Below are 14136 nucleotides of genomic sequence, written 5' to 3'. Positions count from 1 at the left end.
AGGGACGATAAAGTAGGATGGAATGAATCGACAGTTTAAGGCACTATGGCAGCACCCGCAATACTGGTTTTAGCCGATGGTTCAGTTTTTCGCGGTTTCTCCTTTGGCGCGCCGGGCACGGCTATTGGCGAGGTCGTGTTTAATACAGGCATGACCGGCTACCAAGAGGTGCTGACGGATCCGAGCTATTGCGGCCAAATTGTGACCTTTACCTATCCTGAGCTGGGGAATACGGGCATTACCCCTGAAGATGATGAGTCCGATCGCCCCCACGTGCGCGGTGCCATTGCCCGCAACATTTGCACGGTGCCCAGTAACTGGCGATCGCGCCAGTCGCTGCCAGACTACCTTAGCGCCCATCGCATTCCCGGAATCTATGGCATTGATACCCGCGCCCTCACCCGCAAGATCCGCACGGTCGGGGCGATGAACGGCGGCATTTCCACAGAGATTCTAGACCCGCTGCAACTGCTACAGGAGGTCTTGGCCGCCCCCAGTATGCAAGGGCAAAACCTCGCTAACATGGTGAGCACCCGCACTCCCTACGAGTGGACTGAGCCGACCCCCCCCGCTTGGGAATTTCGCCCCCCCGTGACTCCTGAGGAGCCACCCCTAACTGTAGTGGCGCTTGATTTTGGCGTTAAACGCAACATCCTGCGCCGTTTAGCGAGCTATGGCTGCCGTGTCATTGTGGTGCCTAGCGATACTCCAGCAGAAACCGTGCTCAGCTATAACCCCGATGGCATTTTCCTCTCCAATGGGCCTGGAGATCCGGCGGCGGTGGTCGAAGGGATTGAAACGGCACGGCAGCTTTTGGCGGCTCAGCGCCCGATGTTTGGTATTTGCTTAGGCCATCAACTGTTGGGGCTATCCCTTGGGGCAGAAACCTTTAAGCTGAAGTTTGGGCATCGCGGCCTTAACCAACCCGCAGGACTAACCCGCGAAGTAGAAATTACCAGCCAAAACCACGGCTTTGCCATTAGCAAAGAATCCCTTGAAAAAACCCCAGTGGCAGTAACTCACCTGAACCTCAACGACAAAACGATCGCTGGCTTGAAACATCAAACCCTACCCATCTTTTCGGTGCAATACCACCCCGAAGCCAGTCCGGGGCCTCATGATGCCGACTATCTATTTGGCGAATTTGTGGCGCAAATGCGTGCCTATCGCCAACAGCACCCTCGCCCCTCAGCTACCGGATGAAACTGCGCGCTCTGATCCCCTATGTTTTTTTGGCACCGGCGTTGGTGTTACTGACCTTAACCGTGTTTTGGCCGGCGCTACAGGCGTTTGTTCTGAGTTTTAGCCGTTACGACGCCGATTTGTTGAGCGCACCAACGTGGGTGGGGTTAGCAAATTTTGAGCACCTCCTGCGGGATGGCGTCTTTTGGAAAACCCTTGGCAATACTCTCCTTTACTTGGTCATTGTGGTGCCGATTTTGGCGATCGCCCCACTGTTACTAGCGATTCTGGTCAACCAGCCCCTGCGGGGGATTCATTGGTTTCGCGCCGCCTACTACACCCCCGTGATTATTTCCATGGTGGTAGCGGGGATTGCTTGGCGGTGGCTCTATGCCCCCAATGGGCTGCTGAATCAGATCTTGCAAGGCTTGCACATTAGCACCAGTGGCATCCCGTGGCTCACTAGCCCGCAACTGTCACTGTTTAGCGTGATGGCGGTCACTGTCTGGAAAGGGTTGGGGTACTACATGGTCATTTATCTGGCAGGGCTACAGGGCATTAGTGGCGAACTTTACGAAGCAGCGGCACTAGACGGCAGCGATGGCTGGCATCAGCACTGGGATATTACCCTGCCTCTGATGCGACCCTACATTTTGCTGGTGACTATTATTTCAGCGATCGCCGCAACCAAAAGTGTTTGAGGAAGTCTATGTCATGACCCAAGGGGGACCCCTCAATAGCTCTAAAACGATTGTTTATTACATCTATGAAAATGCCTTTCAGCGCCTAGAAATCAACTACGCCTGTACCATTGGCCTTGTGCTATTTCTCCTGATCTTTTTACTCTCATTGCTGAATCTTAAGGTTGGCCAGCAGGGGAGCCTACCCCTTAGCTAAGAACTTGCATCCGCTGAATCAGCCATTGATTGCCGTCCTGCACCAAGGTATAAAGAACGCGGTAGCTATCGTTGTAGGAAATATCGGATCGGAGCGTCCCTTGCTCATAAAACTTGGCATCTTCCTGAATCTGAGCAATAACATCCACACGGTTATTTTCTAGGGGGCGGATTTCCTTAATCTCTAGGTTAGTGAGGGTGTAGCTCCAATAGCTTCCCTCCGATTTTAGTCCCTGTGCTCGCGATCGCCACGTACTCAGGGCTGGTTCCGTTAAAATCTTTTCTAAGTTATCAATGGCAAAGTTACTACCCAAGGCCTGCGCCTTGATCTGCTGCCAGGCTTGCAGGCGATCGCGCGCCACCTCAATCGTCATTTCTGGTACGTCAGGGGATGGATTGGTGGCCACCGGCGTGGGTGTCGCTACTGCAATAGGTGTTTCTGGGGGAGGGGCTGTGGTGAGCCGTGGCTGGAACCAGTAGTGCTGCGCCAACACACCCGCGCCGATGAGGAGCACGCCCCCACCCACCCAGAGCCAACCGTTACGGGGACGCTGGCGACGATCCCTTGTTCGGCGCTGTTGGGTTCTTGTCGTTGTGGTTCGAGGGGAGATCGTGTGGCTCGTGCTACTAACTGTTGCCGTTGGTGATGGCACGTCAGGGGGCGGAACACTACCTTGGTGTGCCTCAAGGGGCAGGGTCTCTGCGGTGAGAGAGACGACCGGAAAGGGGGCGCGGTAAGGAGGAGGTACAGCAACACTAGGTTTAACGGTTACCGGCGGTGGGGGTGTTCCCTCATCAGGAGTGATGGGAGTAACCACGAGTTCTTCATTGAGGGCGTCGAGGTAGGTTTGAATATTTGGGTCAGCGAAATACTGATCTAGGGATACGGGGGTTTCCCCTAAATCTCGAAAGGCAGGGTAAATTTCTTCTTGGAGCCATTGTTCAGTGTAGTAGCACAGTCCTGGCAGCAGGTCTGGTGCGTTCCCTGAATGGCGGCGAATAAAGGCAATACTTTGCTGATCTTGGCTTTTTTCTAGCGCCGCGAGCGCCTCAGCGGGCTGCCCCAACAGGAGCAAGCAACTGGCTAACTCGAGGTAAATATCTTGATTGGGCAGCAGGCGTTGCAGTAGGTCTTTACCACGGCGAATCAAACTGGGTTGCAGCTCATGGAATCCCCGCGCCACTAAAGCGTGCACGGCTAGGTAGGAGGCCACAGCAGAGGGTCGCCGCGCCTCCCGCTCAAACAATTCTTGCTGTTCAGTTGCCGTGAGGTAAGCTCGTAGCTGCAAAATAAACTTGAGGAAATCTTCTACCCCTAAGCCAGAACGATCATCCTGACGCCCTTCAATGCCGCCGCGATCGCTGAGCATCTCCCGCAATAGCAGCACCCCTCGCTGACGACCCACACTATCAGATAGAGGCAGCGCCAACAGTTCGAGGATTCGGTAGGGGCGCAAGCGATCCAGTTCACTTTGAAATTGTTGTTGCAGTTCGGGAAACAACCCGGAGCGCTCTAAAATCCGCAGTCCAGCTTCCAGATGGGTGGCGGCGGCCTGATAGTGCTGTTGCTGCCATTGCTCCCGACCCAATTCAAGATAGGCCAAGGCCACGGTCAACGTAATATCTGCTTCCGCAGCGGATCCCGTATAGGGACGGCTCAAATCAAGGGGATCCCCCTTGAGAAAGGGCTGCCCTAGGCGCACAACTTGGTTGTAGTCCCCCAGTTCATAGAGAAGTAGGAGCGCACCGGATAACTGTTGCTCCGTGATCTCGAGGTCTGGAACCACGGGTTGCGGATCGAGTTGGGCGATGAGATCATCGGTATCAAGACTGCGACAGCGGCGATCGTAGGCGTGACGTTGATCGGGTTCCCGCAGAACTTGGTAGGCGTGTTCAATCAGCTCGCGGCGGGTTGCTACAGTTGTCGGCGAGTGATGGTGGCTGGGCAACTGCAACAGACGATCTTGAAACGCTTGATCAATTTGCTCAGGTGTTGCCTGCATTGGCACACCTAACACTTGATAATAATCTAAAGGAATGCGCACCTGAACCCAGTCCTCAATAAATAAAGCACGACTCAAACTGATCCGTAGTTGACAGCCACTTGCCCGCGCAGACACAGGGGAGAGGGTGGAGACACTGCCCCCGCGCAGAGACGTTGCCCCTGCCTCTCTGTTTTATCGTTACACCCCTAACAAGGGACGGTAACCTTGAAGATGGTGCCAGAGCGTGCCAGCACAAGAGGGAGCATCAAGCGTTCTAGAGTATCACAATTGTTTCCACTATGGCACAGGCCAGCCCTAGGTCAGGCGTCCTCTTGGGAAGTGAACACTAACACTGCCACCCTTTGGGAACTCATGATAGTATCGGGACACATTACCGTAAACCTGCAACCTAGCAGCACGTTTAGGACAAGAGGGCGTGACAGAACCAATATTTTGGTTGGCCGTGTCACTGGTGTTAGTGGCCGTGTGCTTGGCAGTGGTGTTGGCTGCTGCCATTCCTGCCTTTATGGAGTTGGCGCGGGCTGCCCGCAGTGCCGAAAAGCTTTTTGACACCCTTGGTCGTGAACTGCCCCCTACCCTTGAGGCCATTCGCCTCACAGGTCTTGAAATTAGCGATCTGACGGATGACATTAGCCAAGGGGTTGAAAGTGCTGGCAATGTTGTCAAGCAGGTGGATCAAAGTATTTCCGCTGCTAAACGCCAAGTTCAAGAGGCGAAAGTGACAACCCGCAGTGTGTTTGCGGGAGTGAAGGCCGCATGGCAAACGTGGAATCGTCCCAGTCGTCGACCATCCCGCCTTACCAGCAGCAATTTACCCCCCCTTGAGCCACACTTAGATCGTCAAGAGCGGCGGGAGCAGGCTAAGGACAGTTGAACCATGGCCTGCCGTAGGGTACCGTGTGCCTCACTGCCTAATTTCAGTTGATATTCTGTAACCAGTAAAATGCTGAGGCTCTCTTCTAGGGCAGCAAGAGGAATTGCCCTAACCTCTTTTTGTAGAAAATAGACCCGTTTGGGGTTGCCGATCTCCGCTAATTTGGCAATCGTCTGCACATCTCGCTCGTTACTGAGCAGTTTGATCCACAACCATGTGCGAAATTGCTTGCTCAGGCTAGCAATTAGGCGCAGCGGTGGTTCATTTTGTTGCAGGAGGGCATCAAGTTGGCTAAGGGCTGCTCCTGTGTGGCTTTGCAGGAGGCTACTGGCCAAGGCTAGGGTACTTTGTTGGGTGGCGTGAACAAGGGTGGCAATATCCGTTGGCGTTGGGGGGCGATCGCCCGCAAAGAGGGAGAGCTTTTCTAATTCATTGTGCAGTTGGCGACTATCATTGCCCACGGCTTCGGCAAGGAGGTGAATAGCCTCCTCCGATAGGCTGAGGTGATAGTGCTCGGCGCTGTTGCGGATCTGTGCTTCAATTTCTGAGGTTTTCCATGCTGGAATGGGGCTGAATTCCTGAAATTTGCTGTGCTGTTGCAGCAGTTTAACGGCCTTACTGCGGCTGTCGGGTTTTTGGGGGCTAGTGAGCAAAAGGTGGCAGGTGCTAGGAATCTGCGGCAGCGTTCGTTCCAGATCCGCCAGCAATTCGGCACTACAGCGTTGGCCAAGGGTGGTGTTTGCCAGCCATACGAGGCGATCGCCCCCGCCAAAGGGAGGGGTCATCACCTGAGCTAGGGCAGACTGAATTTGACTTGGATCCTCGCCAGCATACTTTTCAAAATTAAAGCTCTCCCACAGCGGATCCACGACCTGTTGTTGCAGTGCCTTGACGGCTTGTTCTAGGCGAAATGAGTCTTCTCCCCAGTAGAAATAAACAGGCATGGTGCGGAAATACGGTGCCATCGATTACTATAAATGCATTGTGGCGGAGAATAAGGAGATGGTGCGATCGCGCCGGTTGGCATTGGCAGCACTAGGCCTGAGTTTGGGGATTGCACCGCTGCTGTGGCAGTCTGCCGCCTCCCAAGAAACTGCGTCTCAGGCACTAACAATTCTGGCTGATGTGCAACAGGCAAACGCAATGACGGGGGTCATCACGGCACGGGGGAATGTGCAACTGCGGTATCCCGCCCGGCAAATTCAGGCCACTGCGGCTCAAGCCCAGTACTTTAGTCGGGAAGGACGCATTGTCCTCAGTGGTAATGTCTATGTATTGCAGGAGGGGAACAGCCTGCGGGCAGACTCCATCACATACCTTATCCAAGAAGCAAAATTTGTGGCCTTACCTGCCCCAAGCCGCCAAGTTGAATCTATTTTAATGATCCCCGATGACCCTAACCAACAAATTATTGAATCTGTGCAGCCCTAGTGGTGGGTTTGCCCTACCGACCACTCTGCGCCTAGAAGGGGTTTGTAAACGCTACGGTGCGCGCTGGGTCGTCGATCACGTCAGTTTATCAGTGGCGCGCGGTGAAGTGGTGGGGTTACTCGGCCCCAACGGAGCGGGTAAAACCACTACCTTTTATATGGCAACCGGCATCGAGCGGCCGGATCAAGGGCGAGTGTGGCTTGACGATGATGACATTACCCGTACCCCATTGCACCAGCGGGCGCGGCGGGGGATTGGTTATCTGCCTCAGGAACCCAGTATTTTTCGGCAGTTGACCGTTGCTGAGAATATTCTCCTTGTTTTAGAGCAAACGGGCGTGCCCCGGCGGCAGTGGCGCGATCGCCTCGATCATCTGTTAACGGAATTTCACCTGACCCATATCGCCCACACCCTTGGCCAGCGGGTGTCTGGGGGGGAGCGGCGGCGCACTGAGTTGGCTCGCGCCTTGGCAGCAGGGGTTCGCGGCCCCAGTTTCTTGCTCTTGGATGAACCCTTTGCGGGGGTGGATCCCATTGCGGTGCATGATCTCCAAACCATGATTGCTACCCTGCGCGATCGCCAAATGGGCATTCTAATTACAGATCACAATGTGCGAGAAACCTTGGAGATTATTGACCGCGCCTACATTTTGCGAGAGGGACAACTTTTAGCGGCGGGCAGCGGCTGGGAACTGGCGCAAGACGCAAAGGTGCGGCAGTACTACTTGGGCGAAGATTTCCGTTTCTGAGATGGTGAACCTGTTGTGCTGGGGGCGATCATTGCACCTATCGACACTCGATCGCTACATCCTGTCCCTTTTACTGCCTGGGCTTGGCTTTGGGGTAGCCATTTTTACGACCCTTGCCCTAGCGGTGGGCACCCTCTTTGATCTGGTGCGACAAATTGCCGATGCCCAGTTACCCTTAAGTATTTTGCTGCAACTCATTTGGTATGAATTGCCCACGGTGTTGGTACTGGTCTTGCCCATGGCGGTATTGCTAGCGGTGGTAGGTGCCATGAGCCACCTTTCGGAAGAAGGGGAGTGGATCGCGTTGCGCAGTGTCGGTGTGTGTTTGCAACGCCTACTGGTGCCGGTTTTAGGGTTTGCCCTCCTCGTCAGTAGTGCCACCTTACTCCTCAATGAAACATGGGTGCCTATCGCCAAGTTTCAGTCTGAACAACTGATGCAGCAGCTCCTACAGCAGGAGCGCACCCTAGGGCAAGGCACGGATATTTTTTATCCTGAGTACGATCGCGACCAAACCATCCGCCGTCTCTACTATGCCCATCGCTTCGATGGTAGTCGTATTCAGGGGTTAACCATCCTTGATTTTTCACAGCCAGAGGTCACCCAAGTTATTACTGCCGAAGCCGCAGAGTGGAACTTCCGTGAGAGTACGTGGTTTCTCTCCCGCGGCATTGCCTATCTGATTAGCCATCGTGGGGTCAGTCGCGATCTATTGCAGTTTGAGGAACAGGAAATTCGCCTGCCGCGGCCTGCCCAGTCACGGCAACTGCGTCCTACCGAGGTCAATGAACTTTCAATTCTGCAAACCCGGCGGGCGCTGCGTCGTCTTGATCCGGTCAAGGATGCGGAGCTGGTGCGTGCCCTAAAGGTTCATCTGGCGCAATCCTATGCCCAGCCCTTTTTAGCCGTTGTTTTTGCCCTTTTGGGGGTTGGATTTGGCCTCAGTCCGTCGCAACGACGGGGGCGGCAGGGATTTGGCGTGAGTGTTGCGGTTATCTTTGGCCAGTACGTCTTGGCCTTCTTTCTTGGGGCACTGGGGACAATTGGTACCCTCCCCCCGCTGGTGGCGGCATGGTTACCCCACATCATCGGCGGTAGTGTGGCGGTTGGGTTAATGTGGCGGGTCAACCGTAGCTAGGGGCTGTACCCATCGCGTTATGATGAGAAAAGTGCTGATTGCTCACCCATGCCGCAAACGTTTGATCTTCACGTTGTTGAGACGCGACCCTTGTTGACCCCCGCTACCCTGCTGGCGGACTTGCCACTTCATGAATCCCAAGCCACCCTTGTGGCCACGACTCGCGATCGCATTCGGGATATTCTCCAAGGGCGCGATCGCCGCCTCTTGGTCATTGTGGGGCCGTGCTCCATCCACGATGTGAACGCCGCCCTTGAGTACGGCGACAAACTCACCGCTGTGCGCGATCGCCTCAGCGATAGCCTAGAAATTGTCATGCGGGTCTATTTTGAAAAACCCCGCACCTCCGTGGGGTGGAAAGGGCTGATTAACGATCCACACCTCGACGGTAGCTACGACATTAACACGGGGTTGCGCTTGGCGCGGCAGTTGCTGTTGAACCTTGCCAGCATGGGGATGCCCGCCGCCACCGAACTCCTCGACCCCATTATTCCCCAGTACATTGCCGATGTTGTCAGTTGGACAGCGATTGGGGCGCGCACCACTGAAAGCCAAACCCACCGCCAAATGGCCTCCGGCCTATCCATGCCTGTGGGCTTCAAAAATGGTACCGATGGTCACCTAGACTCTGCCATTAACGCCATGATTGCGGCTCAGCAGTCTCACCATTTTCTGGGGATTAATGCCGATGGTTTAGCCAGTATTGTGGCCACAACCGGTAACCCCGATACCCATCTGGTGCTGCGGGGGGGCAAAGACGGCCCCAATTATTCCGCCGCCCACATTGAAATGGCCGCTGCCCTCTTAGAGCGCAAGGGGCTGAGTCCTCGCCTAATGGTGGATTGCAGCCATGCCAACGCGGCCAAAGATGCACAACGGCAGGTTGTGGTGTGTAACAACATTGCCCAGCAAGTGCAGCAAAACTCCCGTTATCTGGCGGGAGTGATGATTGAAAGCCACCTGAAGGCAGGTAACCAACCAATTCCCCAAGATCTATCGCAGTTAGTGTATGGGCAAAGCATTACTGACCCTTGCGTGGATTTTGCCACAACGGTGGACATGCTAGAGCAATTAGCCGCAGCGGTGGGGTCGCAACTAGTAAACTACTCCTAGCTAAAGCAGGGAGCTTTTAGTAGCCCTGCAGTTAGCAAGCCAACCGCGAGCCTCTGGGGTGGTTTACAACACCCCCAATCGACCGTTACCAGTGCCTTGAACAACCGTTTCTGGTGTCCGCAGTACAATTATAACCTAAAACAACTGAAGTTGCTAAAGGAGCTTTCCTCCCCGCACTGAAGTACGGGGCTTCCAGCCCTACCCGATGTGACATTCTTCCAACTTCCGACGCTGACCCTACGGCTACAGCGTGGGACGTATCGCTCCCCGAACCCCTCATGAGTTAACTCCAAGGGATATAGCGGTAACACTCCCCTGCGGCAAATGTCTGCTGCTCTGCTGGCAGTTCAACAAAGCCATCTGTATCGGCTAAGGCCAAGAAATCACCAGAGTTTTGCATGGGGCGCGGGTGAGCGACCAGTTCAGCATTTTGGGTGGTTTCTAGTTTAACGGGTAAAAAGTAGGCTAAGGGTTTTTCAAAATGAACGGGTGCAGCTAAGCGAGCGTAGAGTACGGGTGTTTCTAGCAGATACCGATGCAAGCAGACCAAGCTAGAGACGGGGTTTCCGGGCAGGCCAAAAACAGCCGTTTGACGTTGATGATCGATCCCAAACCACAGCGGTTTTCCCGGTCGCTGCGCTACCCCATGGATATATTGCTGCACCCCCTGTTGCTGCCACAGCTGCGGTAAATAATCAAATTTGCCTTTGGACACGCCACCGCAATAGATGAGTAAATCATGGGTTTGGCTGGCTGCTTGGTAGTGCTGCGCTAACCGTTGGGGATCATCCGGCAGATGGGTCAGACTCACTTGGGAGTAGCCTTGGCGCTGCAATGCTGCCGCAAGGGCATAGGTGTTAGAGAGCCGCAATTGATGGGGGTTGGGTGTTTGCTCCGGTGCCACCAGTTCATTGCCGGTGGCAATCAGTTGGGTGCGCGGATAACGTTTGACCCTCACTTGAGTGTGCCCCACAGAGGCAAGAATCCCCCACGCTGGACTGTGAAGAGGAGTGCCAGCAGGCAAAATAACGGCTCCGGCAGGGGCATCACTGCCACAGCGGTGGACAAACTGGTAGGGCAGCCATGGCTCAGGGTGTCGGATAGACGCTATGCCCTCTTTGATCTCTAGGGCTTCGTAGGGAATCACTAAATCACAGCCCTGGGGCAGAGCCGCTCCTGTCATGACTTCAAAACAGGCGCTAGGATCGCTCAAGGGCGGTGGCACATCCCCGGCTGCCACAGTGCCAAGAATTGGAAAGGTTCGCTGGCCAGCGTCATAATGCTGCCAATTCAGGGCAATGCCATCCATCATAATCCGGTCAATGGGGGGATAGGGGCGATCGCTAAGAATTGGTTCTGCGAGTATCCGAGGGTGCAGGGTACTCAAGGACACGATTTCCGTTCCCCAATCGGGTAAATGCTGCCGAATAAGTGCCGCAGCAGTGTTGACGCTGATTAAGGGCATCCCTCACCCTCCCGAGGGTAGTTAATGACCAGTAGCTCACTAATTTTGCCCCGCTTATGGCCGTGGGCATTAATGACCCGCCCTGCCTTGAGTTCAATACATTGCCACCGCTGGTATAGGCTCAGCACCGGTTCAACCCAAGCATTACTCACCATTACGTAGCACCCCCGCCGATCCAACTCTGCCACGACCTCAGCCAAGGCATGGTGCTCTGCGGCACCAAAGGGATGATGGGTATAACTGGTAAAACTCGCGGTTTTAGAAAGGGGATAGTAGGGAGGGTCAAAGTAGATAAAGTCACCAGCGCTGGCCCACTGGAGCACTGCCGGGAAGTCTGCCACCTCAAGGCAAACATTTTGCAAGGCGGCACTCGCTAAACGCAAGGTTGCTGCATCGGCGATCTGGGGATTGCGATAGCTGCCCATAGGCACATTGAACTGACCGGCACGATTGACCCTGTACAAGCCATTGAAACAGGTTTTATTTAAGTAGATCAGTCGCGCTGCCCGCGTCAGGGGATCTAACTGCTGGTGCGCTAGGCTGCGAATATGATAGTAGAAGGTTTTGCTGTGCTGCTGGCGATACTCACTCAACAGAAGAATCAGATCCTCAACGCGATCGCGCACCATTTCATAGCAATTGATGAGTTCTGGATTGCGATCGCCTAAGCGTACCTGCTGCAAGGAAAACGCGCCCTGCTGCGATTGCCGGTACACATACCAGTACAGCGCTGCGCTACCGCAAAACGGCTCCGCATAGCAACGGCACTGCGTGGGTAAATAGGGAGCTATTTGGCCAAGAAGTTGCGACTTTCCTCCGGCCCATTTGAGGAACGGTTTAACCTCCGGTGCGATCGTGGTCACTAAGCTGGCGGAAACAGGAGAAACAATAACCCCTGCGGCCCCACTAAAAGCTGTCGCAGCAAGGTCACAATGCCCACCCAGATAATTGGGCTAATATCCACCCCTCCCAAGGGGGGGATGACCCGCCGCGTGGGTACCAACACGGGTTCTGATAGCCAGTAAATCAGCTTGAGCGGTCCTTGCACATTGGTTTGGGGATACCACGTCAACACAATGCGGACGATGAACACTAGGGTAAATACAGCAAAAACAACCCCCAGAAACCAGTTAGCAGCAATAACAGCAGACATAGACCTGTGCAGAAACCAATGTTCACCTAGTGTATCAAATGGGATTCCCTAGCCCAAGAAGCGATCCAGCGCCGCCTTGAGTTCCGCCAATTCCTGATCAATCCGCCCCTCTTGGGCAGCGCGGGTTACACACTCATTCAGGTGCTCATCTAGAATTAACCGCGCCACTCGATCCAGTGCCCCTCGCACCGCTGCAATTTGAATCAGCACTTCTGGGCAAGGACGGCTCTCGTGCACCATGGTTTTGATCCCCCGCACATGGCCTTCAATGCGAGCTAGGCGATTCATAATGGCCCGCAGCGATGCTTCACTGTGGTGGTGGGGGTGAGTGTGCAAACGAGGCGGCACAGAGGGTGACTCAGGGGAGTGAGAGTGGGACTCAGTACCCATCGCGAAACTCCTTTTCAGGTCATAGCATTCAGGCGACTGAGCCAAGCTATGGCATCATTGTGCCCTGCCGGAGAGAGTTCCGCAGGTTTTCTAGCCGTTGCCGATTCATCGCCGATAGTTGCTGCCGTTGTGCTGGAGTGAGAATCTGTTGAACTTCTACAGCGGCTGCAAAACGAGTGCGATGCAGGGTTTCTCGCAAACGCATCACTTGATCAAATTGCTGCTGGAGTTGGGCGGTGGGTGCACCTGCTACCATGAGTTTTTCTAGTGTCTCCTCTGCCGTATTCAGGGCTGCTTGCTGCTGCCGCACAGTTTCACTATATTTGCGCTCTACCGCCTGCATTTGCTGGGTTTGCTGGGGGTTGAGGTTGAGGCGCTCCATCCACTTGGGCAGCGGCGCGGCATTCGACCCCACACTTGCCAAGGCGAGAACCACCGTGGCGCATCCCAAAAGCAATTGCTGACGTAATGGCATGAGTTTTCCTCACACGGAACCTACAACCCCTTGATGAGGGTTGCACCGCCATTTTAGCAAACCCCAGTGTGTGGCTAGCAGCCGGCAAGAGCTAAGTTGTTGCAGGCTGAACCAAATTTTCAAGGCCATCCACGACCTTCACCGACAGAATCTTATCCCCTTGGCGCAGTTGCCGGAGGGTCTCTTCGCCCTCAATAACGTAGCCAAATACGGCATAGCGGCCATCTAGGAGGTTTAGCCCGGCAGGGGTGAGTTCTGGCTCAAAGAGTAGAAAGAAAAACTGGGAAGAGCCACCATTGGGATCATCGTTCGGGCGCGCTAAGGCAAGGGTACCGTAGGCGGAAAAGGGTAGTACTGGGTGCTCAAGGTAGCGACCAGCATCCTCTAAGGTGATGCCGTAGAGGGGAGATTTGTCCCCCTCAACAAGAATTTCAAGGGGAATGGTGCGGTACTGTTTGGTTTGTGGATCGATAAAGCCGTCTTCTGGGCCTGGGGGATCCCCGGCCTGCAACACGTAGGACTCTTCGGCACGGGTAAAGGGTAAGCCATCGTAGAAATGCCGCTGCACTAGGTCAATAAAATTGCCAGCGGTGAGGGGGGCACTATAGCCGTCCACCACAATGGTGAGGTTGCCTTTGGAGGTTTCCATGACGACGGTGGCTCGTCCGCGCAACTGGGGTAGGTGGGCATACTCTTTGGGGGGGGTGTAGTTGTAGTCTTGCACCATCATGGCCTCTAAATCCCCCACCAGGTCAAGCGCTGCGGCTTTAGCGGGCAGAAGCTGGCTGCGATCTTTGGTTTCGGCGGCTGTCTGGAGGCGCTCGAGGGAGTCTGTTAAATCCGCCAGCAGGGCTTTCGCTTTGTCCTGTTGTTCGGGGGCAATACTGCTCAAGAGTTCATCGGCGCGATCGCGCACAATGGCTTTGGCTTTATTGATGTTGCTGGCAATTTTTGACCATTGCTTACCGCGTACCAGAAAGGAAATTTGCTCCAGATCGCTTTGCAACTCCCGGGCGGTGGGGTTGTTAATGGGTAAGGCTAGGCGTAATAAGGCTTTGGGATCCGTGACGGCATTGCCTTGAGGTAGCCGTGCGAACAAGGCCGGGGACGTTGGTAGGGCAACTGCTGGTACTGGAGAGATAACAAGCGTTCCTAGCCATAACAGAACAACGACAATACCGAGCCAATGTTTGTGTCTTTTCACCGTTCCCTCCGAGGACTCCTTCCCCTCAGTGTATCGGACGGGGCGATCGCCCTCCAAGGGG

Annotated in this window: 14 protein-coding genes and 1 pseudogene; 7 read left to right on the top strand and 8 right to left on the bottom strand. The window is 54.7% G+C overall.

The genetic code is table 11. From position 1 onward, the window contains the following. Positions 1 to 45 precede the first annotated feature (45 nt). Both carA and BRW62_RS01830 read left to right on the top strand, forming a co-directional pair. Entirely contained in the window at positions 46 to 1203 is a 1158-nt protein-coding gene (carA, locus tag BRW62_RS01835; RefSeq protein WP_099797961.1) for a glutamine-hydrolyzing carbamoyl-phosphate synthase small subunit, read from the top strand. Next, positions 1200 to 2079: pseudogene (locus BRW62_RS01830) on the top strand (carbohydrate ABC transporter permease). Before carA ends, BRW62_RS01830 begins: the two are co-directional and overlap by 4 nt. On the opposite strand, the gene BRW62_RS01825 reads toward BRW62_RS01830, so the two are convergent. Continuing rightward, positions 2072 to 4198: an IMS domain-containing protein gene (locus BRW62_RS01825; protein ID WP_227517506.1), complete on the bottom strand. Its 2127-nt coding sequence runs from the start codon at positions 4196 to 4198 to the stop codon at positions 2072 to 2074. The pseudogene BRW62_RS01830 and the gene BRW62_RS01825 sit on opposite strands and share 8 nt — an antisense overlap. Positions 4199 to 4499: 301 nt before the next feature. On the opposite strand from BRW62_RS01825, the gene BRW62_RS01820 reads away from it, so the two are divergent. After that, the gene (locus BRW62_RS01820) at positions 4500 to 4958 is read left to right on the top strand and encodes a hypothetical protein (protein WP_099797957.1); all 459 of its coding nucleotides are present in this window, start codon (positions 4500 to 4502) and stop codon (positions 4956 to 4958) included. On the opposite strand, the gene holA is transcribed toward BRW62_RS01820, so the two are convergent. Beyond that, entirely contained in the window at positions 4925 to 5902 is a 978-nt protein-coding gene (gene holA / locus BRW62_RS01815) for a DNA polymerase III subunit delta (protein ID WP_099797955.1), read from the bottom strand. The genes BRW62_RS01820 and holA overlap by 34 nt on opposite strands. Before the next feature lie 58 nt (positions 5903 to 5960). Here holA and BRW62_RS01810 point away from each other — a divergent pair, with 58 nt between their 5' ends. From BRW62_RS01810 to BRW62_RS01795, 4 genes are read left to right on the top strand one after another with little or no spacing between them, the layout of a single operon-like run. Further along, a complete protein-coding gene (locus BRW62_RS01810; RefSeq protein ID WP_099799794.1) occupies positions 5961 to 6389 on the top strand; it encodes an LptA/OstA family protein in 429 nt (142 codons plus the stop codon). Further along, positions 6349 to 7137, top strand: a complete 789-nt coding sequence (lptB, locus tag BRW62_RS01805) for an LPS export ABC transporter ATP-binding protein (protein ID WP_099797953.1) — start codon at positions 6349 to 6351, stop codon at positions 7135 to 7137. The genes BRW62_RS01810 and lptB overlap by 41 nt, the downstream gene beginning before the upstream one ends. Position 7138: 1 nt before the next feature. Further along, positions 7139 to 8275 (top strand): LptF/LptG family permease, encoded by a 1137-nt coding sequence (locus BRW62_RS01800; protein WP_099797950.1) that lies wholly within the window; start codon positions 7139 to 7141, stop codon positions 8273 to 8275. Positions 8276 to 8323: 48 nt separating this feature from the next. Then, positions 8324 to 9388, top strand: a complete 1065-nt coding sequence (locus BRW62_RS01795; protein ID WP_099797948.1) for a 3-deoxy-7-phosphoheptulonate synthase — start codon at positions 8324 to 8326, stop codon at positions 9386 to 9388. A gap of 283 nt (positions 9389 to 9671) precedes the next feature. On the opposite strand, the gene BRW62_RS01790 is transcribed toward BRW62_RS01795, so the two are convergent. The 6 genes from BRW62_RS01790 to BRW62_RS01765 all read right to left on the bottom strand — a co-directional run bounded on the left by BRW62_RS01790 (position 9672) and on the right by BRW62_RS01765 (position 14075). Next, positions 9672 to 10853 (bottom strand): molybdopterin molybdotransferase MoeA, encoded by a 1182-nt coding sequence (locus BRW62_RS01790; RefSeq protein WP_099797946.1) that lies wholly within the window; start codon positions 10851 to 10853, stop codon positions 9672 to 9674. Beyond that, positions 10844 to 11716, bottom strand: coding sequence for a DNA adenine methylase (locus BRW62_RS01785; protein ID WP_099797944.1), 873 nt, complete (start codon positions 11714 to 11716; stop codon positions 10844 to 10846). The genes BRW62_RS01790 and BRW62_RS01785 overlap by 10 nt, the downstream gene beginning before the upstream one ends. Beyond that, positions 11716 to 12006, bottom strand: coding sequence for a YggT family protein (locus tag BRW62_RS01780; RefSeq protein WP_099797942.1), 291 nt, complete (start codon positions 12004 to 12006; stop codon positions 11716 to 11718). The genes BRW62_RS01785 and BRW62_RS01780 overlap by 1 nt, the downstream gene beginning before the upstream one ends. Positions 12007 to 12054: 48 nt before the next feature. Next, positions 12055 to 12396 carry a metal-sensing transcriptional repressor gene (locus BRW62_RS01775; RefSeq protein WP_099797940.1) on the bottom strand — a complete coding sequence of 114 codons (342 nt, stop codon included), beginning with the start codon at positions 12394 to 12396 and terminating at the stop codon, positions 12055 to 12057. A 46-nt stretch (positions 12397 to 12442) separates the two neighbouring features. Continuing rightward, on the bottom strand, positions 12443 to 12871 hold the full coding sequence (locus BRW62_RS01770) for a Spy/CpxP family protein refolding chaperone (RefSeq protein ID WP_099797938.1): 429 nt from the start codon (positions 12869 to 12871) through the stop codon (positions 12443 to 12445). A gap of 91 nt (positions 12872 to 12962) precedes the next feature. After that, positions 12963 to 14075 (bottom strand): peptidylprolyl isomerase, encoded by a 1113-nt coding sequence (locus BRW62_RS01765; RefSeq protein WP_227517504.1) that lies wholly within the window; start codon positions 14073 to 14075, stop codon positions 12963 to 12965. Between the last annotated feature and the right edge of the window lie 61 nt (positions 14076 to 14136).

This window comes from Thermostichus lividus PCC 6715 (assembly GCF_002754935.1).
Taxonomy (GTDB): domain Bacteria; phylum Cyanobacteriota; class Cyanobacteriia; order Thermosynechococcales; family Thermosynechococcaceae; genus Thermosynechococcus; species Thermosynechococcus lividus.
Note: the sequence above shows the minus strand (reverse complement) of the source record. Positions and strands in the feature narration are given on the sequence as shown.

Excerpts from the sequence above, each read along its gene's own strand:
- BRW62_RS01775 (WP_099797940.1), bottom strand. The coding sequence starts at position 12,396 with ATGGGTACTGAGTCCCACTCTCACTCCCCTGAGTCACCCTCTGTGCCG.
- BRW62_RS01780 (WP_099797942.1), bottom strand. The coding sequence starts at position 12,006 with ATGTCTGCTGTTATTGCTGCTAACTGGTTTCTGGGGGTTGTTTTTGCT.
- BRW62_RS01810 (WP_099799794.1), top strand. The coding sequence starts at position 5,961 with ATGGTGCGATCGCGCCGGTTGGCATTGGCAGCACTAGGCCTGAGTTTG.
- BRW62_RS01795 (WP_099797948.1), top strand. The coding sequence starts at position 8,324 with ATGCCGCAAACGTTTGATCTTCACGTTGTTGAGACGCGACCCTTGTTG.
- lptB (WP_099797953.1), top strand. The coding sequence starts at position 6,349 with ATGACCCTAACCAACAAATTATTGAATCTGTGCAGCCCTAGTGGTGGG.
- holA (WP_099797955.1), bottom strand. The coding sequence starts at position 5,902 with ATGCCTGTTTATTTCTACTGGGGAGAAGACTCATTTCGCCTAGAACAA.
- BRW62_RS01800 (WP_099797950.1), top strand. The coding sequence starts at position 7,139 with ATGGTGAACCTGTTGTGCTGGGGGCGATCATTGCACCTATCGACACTC.
- BRW62_RS01770 (WP_099797938.1), bottom strand. The coding sequence starts at position 12,871 with ATGCCATTACGTCAGCAATTGCTTTTGGGATGCGCCACGGTGGTTCTC.
- BRW62_RS01790 (WP_099797946.1), bottom strand. The coding sequence starts at position 10,853 with ATGCCCTTAATCAGCGTCAACACTGCTGCGGCACTTATTCGGCAGCAT.
- carA (WP_099797961.1), top strand. The coding sequence starts at position 46 with ATGGCAGCACCCGCAATACTGGTTTTAGCCGATGGTTCAGTTTTTCGC.